Origin of the sequence: Mesorhizobium calcicola, from assembly GCF_042682105.1 — a bacterium.
Lineage (GTDB): Bacteria > Pseudomonadota > Alphaproteobacteria > Rhizobiales > Rhizobiaceae > Mesorhizobium > Mesorhizobium calcicola.
Genome location: NZ_JBHUGY010000055.1, coordinates 23,558 through 37,739 on the forward strand (window position 1 = coordinate 23,558; position 14,182 = coordinate 37,739).

Annotated in this window: 13 protein-coding genes and 1 riboswitch; of the genes, 1 reads left to right on the plus strand and 12 read right to left on the minus strand. The window is 67.2% G+C overall.

From position 1 onward, the window contains the following. Position 1: 1 nt before the first annotated feature. The 5 genes from ACFSQT_RS30790 to cbiE are packed head-to-tail and all read right to left on the minus strand — an operon-like array spanning position 2 to position 4,512. The gene (locus tag ACFSQT_RS30790) at positions 2-1,315 is read right to left on the minus strand and encodes a cobyrinate a,c-diamide synthase (RefSeq protein ID WP_379025217.1); all 1,314 of its coding nucleotides are present in this window, start codon (positions 1,313-1,315) and stop codon (positions 2-4) included. Beyond that, positions 1,312-2,130, minus strand: coding sequence for a uroporphyrinogen-III C-methyltransferase (gene cobA / locus ACFSQT_RS30795; protein WP_379025219.1), 819 nt, complete (start codon positions 2,128-2,130; stop codon positions 1,312-1,314). The genes ACFSQT_RS30790 and cobA overlap by 4 nt, the downstream gene beginning before the upstream one ends. Then, positions 2,127-2,891: a precorrin-4 C(11)-methyltransferase gene (gene cobM / locus ACFSQT_RS30800; RefSeq protein WP_379025221.1), complete on the minus strand. Its 765-nt coding sequence runs from the start codon at positions 2,889-2,891 to the stop codon at positions 2,127-2,129. Before cobM ends, cobA begins: the two co-directional genes overlap by 4 nt. After that, positions 2,888-3,274, minus strand: coding sequence for a cobalamin biosynthesis protein (locus ACFSQT_RS30805; RefSeq protein ID WP_379025223.1), 387 nt, complete (start codon positions 3,272-3,274; stop codon positions 2,888-2,890). Before ACFSQT_RS30805 ends, cobM begins: the two co-directional genes overlap by 4 nt. Continuing rightward, on the minus strand, positions 3,271-4,512 hold the full coding sequence (gene cbiE, locus ACFSQT_RS30810; RefSeq protein ID WP_379025225.1) for a precorrin-6y C5,15-methyltransferase (decarboxylating) subunit CbiE: 1,242 nt from the start codon (positions 4,510-4,512) through the stop codon (positions 3,271-3,273). The genes ACFSQT_RS30805 and cbiE overlap by 4 nt, the downstream gene beginning before the upstream one ends. Position 4,513: 1 nt before the next feature. Between cbiE and ACFSQT_RS30815 the strand changes: the two genes are divergently transcribed. Beyond that, complete coding sequence (locus ACFSQT_RS30815; RefSeq protein ID WP_379025227.1) at positions 4,514-5,272, plus strand: cobalt-precorrin-6A reductase; 759 nt, start codon at positions 4,514-4,516, stop codon at positions 5,270-5,272. Here ACFSQT_RS30815 and ACFSQT_RS30820 read toward each other — a convergent pair. From ACFSQT_RS30820 to ACFSQT_RS30850, 7 genes are read right to left on the minus strand one after another with little or no spacing between them, the layout of a single operon-like run. Continuing rightward, positions 5,260-6,024, minus strand: a complete 765-nt coding sequence (locus ACFSQT_RS30820; RefSeq protein WP_379025229.1) for a precorrin-3B C(17)-methyltransferase — start codon at positions 6,022-6,024, stop codon at positions 5,260-5,262. The genes ACFSQT_RS30815 and ACFSQT_RS30820 overlap by 13 nt on opposite strands. Further along, positions 6,021-6,779, minus strand: coding sequence for a precorrin-2 C(20)-methyltransferase (locus ACFSQT_RS30825; RefSeq protein WP_379025231.1), 759 nt, complete (start codon positions 6,777-6,779; stop codon positions 6,021-6,023). Before ACFSQT_RS30825 ends, ACFSQT_RS30820 begins: the two co-directional genes overlap by 4 nt. Continuing rightward, a complete protein-coding gene (locus ACFSQT_RS30830) occupies positions 6,776-7,408 on the minus strand; it encodes a precorrin-8X methylmutase (protein WP_379025233.1) in 633 nt (210 codons plus the stop codon). The genes ACFSQT_RS30825 and ACFSQT_RS30830 overlap by 4 nt, the downstream gene beginning before the upstream one ends. 2 nt (positions 7,409-7,410) lie before the next feature. Beyond that, positions 7,411-8,928 carry a precorrin-3B synthase gene (gene cobG / locus ACFSQT_RS30835; RefSeq protein ID WP_379025235.1) on the minus strand — a complete coding sequence of 506 codons (1,518 nt, stop codon included), beginning with the start codon at positions 8,926-8,928 and terminating at the stop codon, positions 7,411-7,413. Then, positions 8,925-12,422, minus strand: a complete 3,498-nt coding sequence (cobN, locus tag ACFSQT_RS30840; protein WP_379025237.1) for a cobaltochelatase subunit CobN — start codon at positions 12,420-12,422, stop codon at positions 8,925-8,927. The genes cobG and cobN overlap by 4 nt, the downstream gene beginning before the upstream one ends. An 18-nt stretch (positions 12,423-12,440) precedes the next feature. Further along, positions 12,441-13,478, minus strand: coding sequence for a cobalamin biosynthesis protein CobW (cobW, locus tag ACFSQT_RS30845; RefSeq protein WP_379025239.1), 1,038 nt, complete (start codon positions 13,476-13,478; stop codon positions 12,441-12,443). Positions 13,479-13,480: 2 nt separating this feature from the next. Next, complete coding sequence (locus ACFSQT_RS30850) at positions 13,481-13,909, minus strand: DUF1636 family protein (RefSeq protein WP_379025241.1); 429 nt, start codon at positions 13,907-13,909, stop codon at positions 13,481-13,483. A gap of 39 nt (positions 13,910-13,948) precedes the next feature. Then, a riboswitch (cobalamin riboswitch) is annotated at positions 13,949-14,154 on the minus strand. Between the last annotated feature and the right edge of the window lie 28 nt (positions 14,155-14,182).

Genomic DNA, 14,182 nt, shown 5'->3' on the forward strand with positions numbered 1-14,182 from the left:
TTCAGCCCCTCGCAATGGCGTGGAAGAAGGTGCCGCTGACATGGCCGCGCCGGTACCCCGAGGCGCCGATCGGATTGCCCTGGCCGTCGGCGAGATCGGCCAGCGGCTCATCATTGCCGCTGGCCGTCATCTGCGCATAGTGAAATTCGTGGCCGCGGATCAGCGCGCCTTGTGTGCCCAGCGGACAAGCGGCGCGCAGCCGCGCCTCGCGGTAACCGAGGTTCATCTTGCGCTTGGCAAAGCTGGTGGAATGGCCGAGCAGGCCGAGCATCTTGTGCGTTTCGCCCGACGCGTCCTCCAGCGCTTCACCAAGCACCATGAAGCCGCCGCACTCGCCATGGATGGGTTTCGTCGCGGCGAACCTTGCCATTCCCACGCGGAAATTCGCGGCGGCGCTGAGCCGGCCGGCATGAAGCTCCGGATAGCCGCCGGGCAGCCAGCAGACGTCGCAATCCTCGTCGGGTGCTTCGTCGGCGAGCGGCGAGAACGGGACGATCTGCGCGCCCGCCTTGCGCCAGTAGGCCGCCACATGCGGGTAGAGGAAGGTGAAAGCGGCATCCTCGGCCAGTGCGATCCGCTGGCCGGGCGGCGGCAGTGCATCGGCGAAGCCGCCTGGTGCCGGGGTGAGGGGTGTCGCCAGGGCCATGAGGGCATCGAGATCGAGCGACTTTTCGGCCATGTCGGCCAGCCGGTCGAGATGCGCCATCAGGTCGTCGTATTCGCCGGCCTGGACGAGGCCGAGGTGGCGCTCCGGCAGATTGAGCGTGGGGTCGCGCAGGATGGCGCCGACGACCGGCAGGCCGATTGCCTCGATGGCGTCGCCGGACAATCGGCGGTGGCGCTCGCTGCCCAGCCGGTTGAGCACGACGCCGGCCATGCGCACATCCGGATCGTAGGTGGCAAAACCCTTGGCCACGGCTGCCGCGGTGGTCGACTGGCCGGAAACGTCGAGCACCAGCAGCACCGGCAGGCAGTAGAGCCGTGCCAGGTCGGCCGCGGAACCGGTGCGGCCGGGAGCCGCCGGAATGCCATCGAACAGGCCCATGGCGCTTTCGAGGATGACGAAATCGGTGTCGTCGGCTGCTTGCGCGGCGAGTGCGTTGAGCAGCGAGGGAGGCATGGCCCAGCTGTCGAGATTGACGCCGGAAAGCCCCGTGGCAGCGGTGTGGAAGCCAGGGTCGATATAGTCTGGGCCGGATTTGGCACCGCGCACTTTCAGGCCGCGCCGGGTCAGCGCGCGCAAGATGCCGATGGTGACGCTGGTCTTGCCAGAGCCGGACCGCGGCGCGCCGATGATGATGGCGCGGGCGGTCATGCTTTCCCCGCCAGTGCCGCGCGCATGGCGACGATGCCGCCGACGACGATCAGCGCCGGCGAGGCGAGGCCGGCAGCGGCGGCTTCCTCGGCAATGGTGGCGAGCGTGGCGACGACCGTTCGCTCCTGCGGTGTCGTCGCGGCGACGATCACAGCCGCCGGCGTCGCCGGCGTCAGCCCGCCGTCGAGCAGTGCCGCGGCGATGAGGGGCAAATTGGCCATGCCCATATAGACCACGACGGGCTGGCCGGTGCGGGCGATTGCCGCCCAGTCGAGGTCGTCATCGGTGCCGGCGGCGTGGCCGGTGGCCAGGATCACCGCCTTGTTGATGCCGCGCATGGTGGCGGGGATGCCGGTCGCAGCCAGCGCACTGAGCCCCGATGTCAGGCCGGGCAGGACGCGGAACGGGATATCTTCCCGCGCGAGCGCCAAAGCTTCTTCGCCGCCACGGCCAAAGATATAGGGATCGCCGCCCTTCAGCCTGACGACGCGGCGGCCTTCGCGCGCCAGCCTGACCAAAAGTGCGGTGATGTCGTCCTGCTTCATCGACGGTTTTCCGCCGCGCTTGCCGGCAAAGAAAAGCTCGGCGCTTTCGGCAACGGCGACGACATCGGGAGAGACCAGCGCGTCGTAGACCAGCGCATCCGCCTCGGCCAAAGCCGCCAGCACTTCCAGGGTCAGGCAGCCGGGATCGCCGGGGCCGGCGCCGGCCAGCCAGACATGGCCAGGCTCAAGCCGGCGCGGCTTGAAGTTCAGCCGCGCAAGAGCCTGTTCGAGCGTGGCGTTGTCGCCCTTGTTCCCAGTGCTGCCGCTCACAATCCGTCCCGTCCGCGAAAACGCCGCTGGTAGTGGGCGTCGTACAATGAACTCTCGCCAAAATCTTCCGTCGCGAGCGACCGGCCGACGAAGATGATCGCCGTACGCTCCATCGGATCGGTGGCCAACCGCGCTTCGATGGTCGCAAGCGTGCCGGTCAGCACGCGCTCGTCCGGCCAGGAGGCGCGGAAGACGATCGCCACCGGGCAATCTCCGCCATAGTGCGGCGTCAGCTCGGCGACGACGCGATCGATGGCGTGGATGGCCAGATGAATGGCGAGCGTCGCGCCGGTGCGGCCGAAGCCGGCCAGCGTTTCACCGGGCGGCATCTTCGAGGCGCGGCCGGAGATGCGGGTCAGCACCAGGCTTTGCGCGACCTCGGGAATAGTCAACTCGCGGCGAAGTGCTGCGGCAGCAGCGGCGAAGGAGGGAACGCCCGGCGTCAGCGTATAGGGAATGCCGTGCTTTTCCAGCCGTCGGATCTGCTCGGCAACGGCGCTCCACACCGAAAGGTCGCCGGAATGCAGCCGGGCGACATCATGGCCGGCCTTGTGGGCATCGAGATACGCTGCTTCGATCTCGTCGAGCGACATCGGCGCGGTGTCGATCAGCTTTGTCCCCGGCGCGCAGTGCTGCAGCAATTCGGGCGCGACGATCGACCCGGCATGGAGGCAGACCGGGCAGCTTGCCAGCAGCCTGGCGCCACGCAGCGTGATGAGGTCGGCGGCCCCTGGACCGGCGCCGATGAAATGCACGGTCATGGCGCATCTCCGCTGATGGCAATGGCGCAGGTGACCTGGCCGAGCACCGTGCGGGCACCGAGCAGCCTGGCGCCTCTGCCGGCGACGGCAAGGGCGGATGCTTCGGAAACCGATGGTGTGCCGGCCAGATCTCGTGAAAGGCCGGAGAGGCTGATCGTGGCTGATGAAGCGGCCTCGATCGCGGCTGCATCGGCGACGATGACCGGAAGATTGAGCCGATGTCCGGCGGCGAAGATGGCCTTTTCGACCCGCTTCAGAGGTGCGGTGGCCAAGACGGATAGCGCCGTCATCGCCAGCCCATGCGCCTCCAGTGCGGTTTCTATCGCCGCCAGCACGTCCTCGACCGTCACGCCTTTTCGGCTGCCGATGCCCGCGACCATCATGGCTTCACCCAGCTCCATTGCGTGACCGGCATGGCCGGCCGCCAGGCCTGCATCGAGCCGACAGGTGAGGCGCGCGATATGTTTATGCGGGTAAGGTCGCCGCCAAGCGAGATATGGCGGGCAAGAAGCAAAGCTTCCATCTCCAGCGTCACCGCATTGGCGACGAGATTGCCGCCGGGGCGCAACGCCTTGATGGCAGCGTTCAACACGCCGGCATCGCTGCCGCCGCCGCCGATAAAGATCGCATCTGGTGTGTCCAGCCTGGCAAGGGCCTTGGGCGCGCTGCCTTCCACCACGACGAGGTCGGGAACGCCGCAGGCTGCGGCATTGCGGCCAATGCGGGCGGCGCGGGTCGGGTCGGCCTCGATGGCGATGGCGCGCAGCGAGGGATGGGCGAGCATCCATTCGATGCCGACGGAACCGGAACCGGCGCCGATGTCCCACAGCAACTCGCCGCGCCTCGGCGCCAGCGCCGAAAGGGTGATGGAGCGGATCTCGCGCTTGGTGATCTGGCCGTCATGGTCGAACAAATGGTCGGCAAGCCCGACCGTCAGCGGCAGGACTCGCGCATCCGGACCGGATTCAACTTCGATCGCCAGTACGTTGAGCGGATTGATGTTTTCGAAGTCGAAGGCATCGGCATGGGTCGAACGCAACGTTTCCTTCGGCCCGCCCAGGGCCTCGAGAACCGTCAGCCGCGATGCGCCGAAGTCGAGTTCTACCAGCAGGCGCGCGATTGCAGCGGGTGCCTCCGCGTCGGATGTCAGCGCCAATATGCGCGCGTTCGGCTGCAGCAGCGGCCGGATCAGGTCGAGCGGCCGGCCATGCAGCGACACGGTCTCGATATCCTGCAGCGACCAGCCGAGGCGGGCCGCGGCCAGCGAAACGGCCGACGGCGCGGGAATGACATGCATCTCCTGCGCCTTGACCTTGCGGGCGAGGGTGGCGCCGACCCCGTGGAAGAACGGATCGCCGGAGGCGAGCACGCAGACCGATCTGCCTGCAAGCGCCAGCACATCGGCCATCCCGGCATCGAAAGGAACCGGCCAAGGTCGTGGTTCACCCTTGGCGAAGGAGGCGACAAGCGCCAGGTGCCGCTTGCCGCCGAAGATGATCTCCGCCTTGGCGATCAGCCGCTTGGCCTCGTCGCCGAGACCCGCTAAACCGTCCTCGCCGAGGCCGACGATTGTGAGCCATTTTGAGTTGAGCTTGGCGACGCGCGGACCCTCAGCAGGCATGATGACCCACCGCATTCTGATCCTCGGCGGCACCACCGAAGCCCGGCAGCTGGCCGGAAAACTGGCCGCACGCGCCGATTGCCTGGTCACGCTGTCGCTGGCTGGCCGCACCGAAAGCCCGGTTGCGCAGGGCGTGCCGGTGCGAACCGGAGGATTTGGCGGCGCCGATGGGCTGGCTGCCTATCTGCTGGAGATGCGCATCGACCTGCTGATCGACGCCACTCACCCGTATGCCGCGCAAATCTCCGCCAATGCGGCGCAAGCCGCGCGCGTCGCCGGCGTGCCTGTCCTGGCATTGCGACGCCCCGGCTGGGAGCCTGTCGCAGGCGACCGCTGGACGCAGGTCGATACAACAGTCGATGCCGCGCGGGCGTTGGGGCCCGCGCCGCGCCGGGTTTTTCTGGCGCTGGGCCGGCAAGAGGTTGCCGCTTTCGAAGCAGCGCCCCAGCACCACTATCTCATCCGCAGCGTCGATGCGGTCGAGCCGAAGCTGGCGGTGCCGGATGCAAGCTATCTTCTGGCGCGGGGTCCGTTCCGCGAAACGGAAGAACGCGCGCTGCTCGAAACACATCGCATCGATGTCGTGGTGTCCAAGAACAGCGGCGGCGAGGCGACCTATGGCAAGATCGCCGCGGCGCGGGCGCTTGGCATCGAGGTGGTGATGGTCCGCAGGCCGGCCCTGCCGGACGTTGCCTCGGCTGAAACCGTCGAAGCGCTGGCCGCCATTGTCAACCAGTTTGGGGTCGATCATTTTCTTTGACCCGTCGACGAGCGCGGCGTGTAGACCAGCGCCGGTCTGTCGTCGCGTTTGATGATCCTGGTTTCCGGCGAGCCGATGATGATGCAGGTCGCCATGTCGGCCTTTTGCGCGTCGACATCGGCCAGCAGCGTGACCTCGATGCGCTCGTCCGGGCGGCCGGCGGCGCGGCCGAAAATCACCGGCGTGGTGCCCGGCAGGATCGCGGTCAGGCATTCGAAGGCGCGGCCAAGCTGCCAGGGGCGCGCCTTGCTGATTGGGTTGTAGAGCGCGATGACGAAGCCGGCGCCGGCTGCCGCCAGCAGGCGCAGCTCGATCAGGTCCCACGGCTTCAGATTGTCGGACAGCGAAATGGCGCAGAAATCATGGCCGAGCGGGGCGCCGATGCGGGCGGCAACCGCGAGCATGGCAGTGATGCCGGGCACGACAGCGACATCGATCGCTCGCCATTCTGCCGGGCCGGCCTCGATCGCCTCGCAGACGGCCGCTGCCATGGCGAACACGCCGGGATCGCCACCGGAAACGACAGCGACGTCATGACCTTCGGCGGCCTTTATCAGCGCGTCCTTGGAGCGGGCGAGTTCCTCGCGGTTGTCGGAAGCAACGCGGGTCTGGTCCGCGCGCAATTCGAGCCTGTCGAGATAGGGCTTGTAGCCATAGAAGAATTTGGCCTCGGCGACGGCGCGGCTGGCCTCCGGTGTGACCTGATCGGCATTGCCCGGTCCAAGCCCGATGACTGTCAGACGGCCGCTCATGCCTGTGCTCCCGAAACGCCGGGCCGGCCGGACCAGCCGGCGACGAGCACGATGGCGAAATAGGGCGCCTTGTCGTCCTGCTTGTCGGCCAGTCGCATCGAAACGCTGCCCGCCATAGTGCCGCGCTCGACATAGACGGCGCGCAGCAGCTTGCCGGTGGCTTCCAATGCCCGCTTGATCTTGGGCAGGTTGCGGCCGACCTTCATGATGACGGCGGCGTCGGTGTCTGCCAGCCGCCGGGTGAGCTCGAACTCGCTCATCGTGCCCGGCAGCACGGTCAGCACATCGTCGCCCTGGACGATCGGCAGGCCGGTGGCCGACCAACAGCCGGACATGGCGGTGACGCCGGGAATGACTTCCGTCGGGAAGCGATGCGCGAGCCGGACATGCAGATGCATGTAGGAGCCGTAGAACAGAGGGTCGCCTTCGGACAGCACGGCAACCATCTTGCCGGCCTGAAGATGCTCGGCGACCTTCTCGGCGGACTCCTCGTAGAAGCCGGTGATCTGCGAGCGGTAGTCGTCGTGGTCCTTGTCGATTTCCGTGGTGACGGGATAGAGCAGCGGCAGTTCCGTCATGCCCGGGCGGAATTGCGCTTCAACGATGGCGCGCGCGTTGCTGTTGTTGCCGCGCTTGGCGAAATACGCCACGACATCGGCCTCGGCCAAGGCGCGAGCGGCCTTAAGCGTCAACAGTTCGGGGTCGCCGGGACCGGTGCCGACGCCGACGAGACGGCCTTTGGGAAGCGCGTTCACAGGCCAGGCCTCGCCAGGGCGTTGAGCGCGGCCGCGGTCATGGCGCTGCCGCCCAGCCGGCCACGCACGATGGCATAGGGCACGCCATAGGAATTCTCGGCCAGCGCATCCTTGGATTCGGCCGCACCGACGAAGCCGACCGGCATTCCGATGATGGCTGCCGGCTTCGGCGCGCCATCGCGCAGTTTTTCCAGGAGGTAGAAGAGCGCGGTCGGCGCATTGCCGATGGCGACCACCGAACCGGCCATTCGCTCGCCCCACAGGTCGATCGCGGCGGCCGAGCGGGTGTTGCCGATCTCCTTGGCGAGTTCGTGCGTGCGCGGGTCGCGCAAGGTGCAGATCACCTCGTTGCCCGCCGGCAGCCTGGCGCGGGTGACGCCATGCGAGACCATTTCCGCGTCGCAGAAGATCGGCGCGCCAGCCGAAAGTGCTGCGCGCGCGGCGGCAACGAAATCCGTCGAAAAAACAAAATGCCTGGTGGCTTCGACCTGCCCGCAGGCATGGATCATGCGGATGGCGACATCGGCCTCGGCTTCGGAGAAGCGCGACAGGTCAGCCTCGGCGCGAATGATGGCGAAGGAGCGCTCGTAGATCGCCGTGCCGTCGTGGATGTAGTCGTAGGCGGCCATGCTCATTCCTGTCGGTAAGCCTCGGCGATGCCGGCCGCGCCAAGCCTTGTCAGGCAGGCGGCGGCGGTTTCGCCGGGAAGTCGTGCGCGGCGGATCGCTGCCGCGACGCGGCCGATGCCGCGCGCGGCGTCATAGCCCGGCCTGTAGCCGGCAGGAAGGGCCTTTGCCGTCGCGTTCACGACAAGTCCGGCTCCGTTTTCGCCGCCGACCAGGGTAAGCGCTGCTTTGCCCGGATGGGCGCAGCCCTTGGCGCAGCCGGAAATGTGCAGCGTGAAGTCGAGGATGTCGGTGTTTTCAACGGCAATCGTCTCGGCAATGTCGCGCGTGGCGATCCGGCCGGAAGCGCAGGCCGGCGTGCCGGGGCAGGCGGCGATGCGTGTGCGCGGGTCGGCCGGGTCGGTGACGAAGCCGAGGGTGGCGGCTGTGTGCTGAAGAGGCTGGCTGGCGGCTGCCGGCTGGCCGAGGAACAGCAGGGCGCGGCCGGGGGCGAGGCGAATTTCTGACGTGCCGAGGGTTAGGGCGCCCTGCGCGAGGCCGATGATCTTGTCCGCCGGCATGCTGCCATAGGGGAGAGCGATGGCGAGAGCGGTGTTGGCTGTGATCGTGTCGAAAATGCCGATGGGCGAGCGAGTTGACGGCGAAGGATGGCGATCCTGCCCACCCCCCTCTGTCCTGCCGGACATCTCTCCCGCAAGGGGGGAGATTGCGCTGTCACCACTGGTTTCGCCAATTGCAGACGTGGCGCTAATAGCTGGCGCTGCAAAAGGAGAGCCGACCGTTGAACTGCCGATCTCCCCCCTTGCGGGAGAGATGTCCGGCAGGACAGAGGGGGGTGGGACGGAGTGCCAGCTTGCCAACGATGTCAGCTGCCTCTCCGACAAATCCCTCGCATGAGCCCCGCGGCCTTTCTCGGCAACCATCCTCAGCACGGCAACGGCAATGTCGCGCGCCGCCTCGTCCTCGACCATGACGAGCGGCTTCGCATTCCGCCCATCACCTGCGACAGACATCAGCCACCGAACTCCTGCATCGCTGCGAGTTGCAACAAGCCGCACGTCGGCCGTCACCGCATCCAAAGTTAGTTGCCCGCCGCCGTCCACGACGACCGAAACCTTCGGCCCAAGCCGCTGAGTCAGCCCAGCCTCTTCGATCGCCGCCCTGATCTGGTCCGCCAGCGGCCGCGGATCGGCAATCTCCCGTGGATCAATGCCCGCCAGCGGCCCGGTCTCGACCGGTACACCAGTACGCACGGCGATGCCAAGCGCATCGACTTCCGTCGCCAGCAGCGGCGCGCTTTCCGGCGTCAGGCCACGTATCTGCAGGCTGCCACGGGCGGTGACTTCCATGATGCCGTTGCCGTGCCGCAGGGCAGATTCGGCGAGTGCGATCAAGAGCTTCGGCGACAATCCTCCAGAAGATGGGCCTCCAGCAACGGGGTTGAGCCGCACCAGCAGGCCGTCGCCGGTCTGCATGGGGGCTGCCAAAGCGGGGCAGGCGCCGCGGCGCGAGAAGGCGTTCATGCCGCAACCCCAAGCGCCTCTGCCTCGGCAATCAGCGCGGCAAGATCGTCGTCGATGGAATTGCGCATGGGATGCCAGAGGCCGCGCCGGCGCGCCGACAGGAAGCGTTCGGCAATGACTTTGGCGGCGGCGGGATTCTCGCGCAGGATGAAGGCGCGCACCTCGGGATTGCCGAGATAGGCATCGTGAACCGCCTCGATCAGCGTACCCGATATCGCATGGGTAGTTTCGGCGAAGCCAACCAGCCGGTCGACCGTTTCGGCAAATTCGGAGGCGCCACGCGGGCCATGGCGCATCTGGCCCGATATGAAGCGGGCGTTGACGGCGCGGGCGCGCACGACGCGGGCCACCGCCTCACCAACCGAGCGCGGCTTCGGTTTCTGCGGATCCGTGGTGTCGAGCACGATGACGTCGGCATTCCTGCCAAGTGCGGCCAACGCTGCCGAAAAGCCGCCGATGAAGGCGACGTCGGCGGACCCTTCTAGAATGTCGCGGCCGGGGTCGTCGCCGGTGTGGACGAGAAGATCGGCTTCGGCGATGCGGCCCTCGAAGGCGCCGGGTACTGACACGCCTTCGCCCCCGGCGCCGCCATAGGCATGCGAGGTGGCGTCGAGATAGGCGCGGCCGACCTCTTCGCGCGCCACCCAGTCGCCGCTCGACAGCAAATCCTCGATGCCGGCGCCATAGGTGCCGGGCGAGGTGCCGAAAATGCGCGGGCTGACCTTGCCGTCGGCGCGGGTTCTCGCCGCGAGCGGGTTTTCGCAATCCTCCTCGTCGCGGGCGGCAACGGCGTTGGCGGCGGCATCGATCAGCGCGATCTGGGTCGGGAACATGTCGCGGAACAGGCCGGAAATGCGCCATGTGACATCGACACGCGGGCGCCCGAGGGTGGCCGGCGGCAGCACCTCGATGCCGGTGATGCGGCCGGTCGCGGCATCCCATTGCGGCCGGCATCCCATCAGCGCCAACCCTTGGGCGATCTCCTCGCCGCCGGTGCGCAGCGAGGCCGAGCCCCAGAGATCGATGACCAGCGAACGCGGCCAGTCGCCATGCGATTGCATGTAGCCGCGCACCACTTCTTCCGCCGCCGCCTTGCCGAGGTCATAGGCGGTCGGCGTCGGCATGGTGCGCGGGTCCGACGTGAACAGGTTGCGGCCGGTGGGCAAGACATCGGAACGGCCGCGCGCCGGAGCACCGGCTGGACCGGCCTTGACGTGGCGGCCATCGAGCGCCGCAAGCAGCGCCGTCTTCTCCGCCACGGCACTTTGGCGGCGCATGGCGTCGGGCTCGTCCGCTGGCGCGCGGCCATAGACGTGCAGCCCGTCCTTGATGGCGAAATCCTTGAGGTCGCACAGCCAGGCATCGATGCGGCGCAGCGCTTCGTCGGGCGCGTCGGTCCTGGCAACGCCGGCTTCGGAGGCGAGGCCGGTCTTCTGCGCGGTGTCGACGATCAGCTTGGCCAGACGGTCGCGGCGGCGGCGGTCGAGACCGTCGGCCTGGGCGTATTCGTCGACCAGCCGTTCGAGCCGGTGTTGGTCCTCGTCCAGCCCGGCGCCGGTCAGCGGCGGCGGCAGATGGCCAAGGGTGACGGCGGCAATGCGCCGCTTGGCCTGTGCCGCTTCGCCGGGGTTGGAGACGATGAAGGGATAGACGACGGGCAGGGGACCGGTGACGATTTCGGGAAAGCAGTTTTCCGAGAGCGCAACCGTCTTGCCCGGCAGCCATTCCAGCGTGCCATGGGCGCCGACATGGACTAGCGCATGGACGCCGAGCGACTTGCGCAGCCAAAGGCCGAAGGCGATCAACGCATGGCGCGGCGGTAGCGTCGGATCGTGATAATCGGCGCGGCGATCCCTCGAGCGCCCGCGATCGGGGGCGAGCGCCACGGTGACGTTTCCGAAGGTCGCGGCGCGGAAGGGGAAGTGCTTACCCTCCCCCTTGTGGGGAGGGTGGCCCGCAGGGCCGGGTGGGGGTAGAGCGCCGCTACCCCCACCCCGTTTCGCGCCACCCGCTTCGCGAATGTCGCGAACCGACCCTCCCCACAAGGGGGAGGGTGAAGGATCGGCAGCGCCCCATGCTGCCTCGACCGTAGCGAGTGCCTGAACGGGAAGTTCCTTCGAGAAGTCGAGATAGTCCTCCAGTTTCAGCCCGGTATCGCTGCGCTCCAGCAAATCCAGCAGCTCACGCGGCGTTTGCGGAATCCCGTCAACGGCGTAGCCCAGCTCTCTCAGGTCATGCAGCATGGCCAGCACGCTGGACGGCACGTCGAGGCCGACGGCATAGCCGGTGCGGCCGGGCGCACTCGGATAATCGGGGACCAGGATCGCCAGTTTGCGTTGGGCGCGGAGCGTCTCCTGCAGCCGGATGAAGGCTGCTACGCGGTCCGCGACCTGCGCGACGCGGTTGGGCTCCGGCCGGTTGGCGAAGGCGCGGTGACCAAGTACGGGATCGACCTCGCTCTCGCCCTTGAAGGAAACAGCACCAGCCAGGATGCGGCCGTCGAGTTCGGGCAGCACGACATGCATGGCGAGGTCGGCGGGCGCCAGCCCACGCTGGTTGTTTTCCCAGATGTCGCGGCGGGTGGTGGCGACAATGACCTGGAAGACAGGCACGCCGGCACGGTCGAACAGGGTTTCGACGCCGGGTTCGGCGCCTGAAGCGAAGGCGGTCGCGGTGATGATGGCGGCAGGCTGTAGTGCGGCCAGTGCGGTTTCCACGAACGCCAGCGACGCCGGGTCCTTGAGGCTGGAGACGAAGATGGGGACTGGGTTGATGCCGCGTTGCCGCAGCGCTTCAAAAAGCGCGTCGATCGGTGCGACATCGGCGGCCAGCAGCATCGAACGGTAGAACAGGATGGGGATGGTGCGGGCGGCAACACGGAAATTGTCGGCGTCGCTACCGCTCTTCGATATCCGGAAAGCACTCGGATCATCAACGACGCCAAGTCCCGGCTCATAAAATCCCGCCTTCGGTACCGCGACCGGCGCTGAAATTGCTGCTTCAGACCCCGCCAGCCGCGCCAGTTTCTGCACCAGCGCGCTCATATTCGCAGGACCGCCCTCGCGGAAATAGTCGAGCAGGCCGTCCAATTCCTCGCGCGGCAGCGTCGAGGCTTCGATCAGGCGCAAATCCTCGTCGCGGCATTCGCCGGGCAGCAGCGCCAGCTTGATGCCGTGCGCGCGGGCGATCGAGGCAAGCTGGTCGCAGCCGTAGCGCCACCAGTCGTAGCCGCCGAGGATGCGCACGAGGATGACCTTGGCGTGTCGGGCGACGCTGTCGACCCAGAGGTCGACGGACATCGGATGGCGCAGGTCACGCAGGGCCGCCAGCCGCATCGAGGGCAGGCGGCCGGCATTGGCCTTCCAGGCTGCGGCCAGTCCGGCGAGATCACTGTCGGTGAAGGACAGGGCCACCACATCCGCCGGCGTCTGCCGCAGATCGACCGGCTCGGCGAGGTCGTCGAGTGAGGCGGAGGTCGTGGTGAGGATGTGCATCGCGATCCGTGGTTTGCGTCAGCCGGCGAGTATACGCTCGATGGCCGGGCGGTTCAGCCCCTTCAGTCCGATGACGACCAGGCGCGAGCGGCGGTCGTCCTGCGCCGTCCAGGCGCGGTCGTAATAGTGATTGACACGCGGTCCGACGGCCTGCAGCAGGAGCCGCATCGGCTTGCCGCCGACCTCGACAAAGCCCTTCACGCGCAGCACATTTTCTTCCTCGGCGGCGGTGGCGACGCGTTTTGCCAGCTCATCAGGGTTGGCGATCGATGGGATGTCGATGACGAAGGAGTCAAAGTCATCATGCTCGTGGTCGAGCTCGTCGTCATGGTGGGTTTTGCGGTTTTCGATGTCGTCTTCCACGGCGAGGCCGAGGCCGAGCAGCACCGATGGGTCGACCTTGCCTTGCGAGGTCGGCACGATCTTTACCGCGCGGGAGATGTGCTCGTTGATGATGGCGTTGGCGCGGATCGAGCCGGCGGCGTCCATCAGGTCGCTCTTCGACAGGATGATCAGGTCGGCGCAGGCGATCTGATCCTCGAAGACTTCCTCGACCGGATCGTCGTGATCGAGCGTCTCGTCCTGCGCGCGCTGTGCCTGGAGTGCGTCCATGTCGTTGGCGACACGGCCTTCGGCCAGCGCCGGTCCATCGACCACGGCGATGACGCCATCGACCGTCACGCGGCTTTTCACCGTCGGCCACTGGAAAGCCTGGACCAGCGGCTTGGGCAGCGCCAGGCCCGAAGTCTCGATCAGGATATGGTCGACTTTCGGCACCAGCGACAGGATCTGGTCGAGCGCCGGCACGAAATCGTCGGCAACGGTGCAGCAGATGCAGCCATTGGCCAGTTCGACGATGTTTTCCTCCGGGCAGGTGTCGATGCCGCAGCTCTTCAGGATTTCGCCGTCGATGCCGATGTCGCCGAATTCATTGACGATGATCGCGATGCGCTTGCCGCCGGCGTTTTCCAGGAGATGGCGGACCAGCGTCGTCTTGCCTGCGCCGAGGAAGCCGGTGACGACGGTGCAAGGGACGCGGGAGACGGAGGCAGTCATGATCAGTCCTTCAACAGGTCGAGGGGAGGGATGCGGGCAACGAGGCCGCGCTTGAGGCTATCGGGACGACCGCGCCATGGGATCAGTCCGTCGGTGGAGGTGGCGAAGAGTTTGGCGCCGGTGACGAGGTCGGCGCCGCTGGTCGCGGTCAGATCGCCGAAGACATAGCTCCAGCAGCCGTCGCGCAGGATCGCTGCGCTGAGGCGGCGCTTGCAGTTGCCGAGGCATTCGACAGTGCGGACCCGGATCGCTTCCTCCGCCGCGGCGCGGCGCGTGTCGTCGGCGAGCAGTTCCCCGGCACGCGGGTGGCCGTCGGAGCCGGTCTCGTCGCGGCAGGAGGCGCAGACGATGACGGTGACGCCGGACAACGCATCGCCATCGGCGGACGAAACATCCGCTGCACCAGCCGAAATACTGCCGTTATGATCCAAAAATCGGGCTCCTTGCCCGGAAACCCGCCGGGCGATCGGATTCTAATGTCGCAGACGGCAGGTCTCCTGGCTCGCGAGTCATCGCCTTGGGTAGCCGCCTTCCCGGGAACGCCCCAGTGGCTTTCGGCCTTGGCTCTTCGCTTACAGTTGCGGGGACAGCCGCGGATTTGGGATTTTTGTCCCGCACCGCATTCCCTCTTAGCCCCTGCCGTTGCTGGCAGAGGACCATCTGTACCGGATTTAGGCTTTTGCGGGGAGTTGTGTCAACGCACG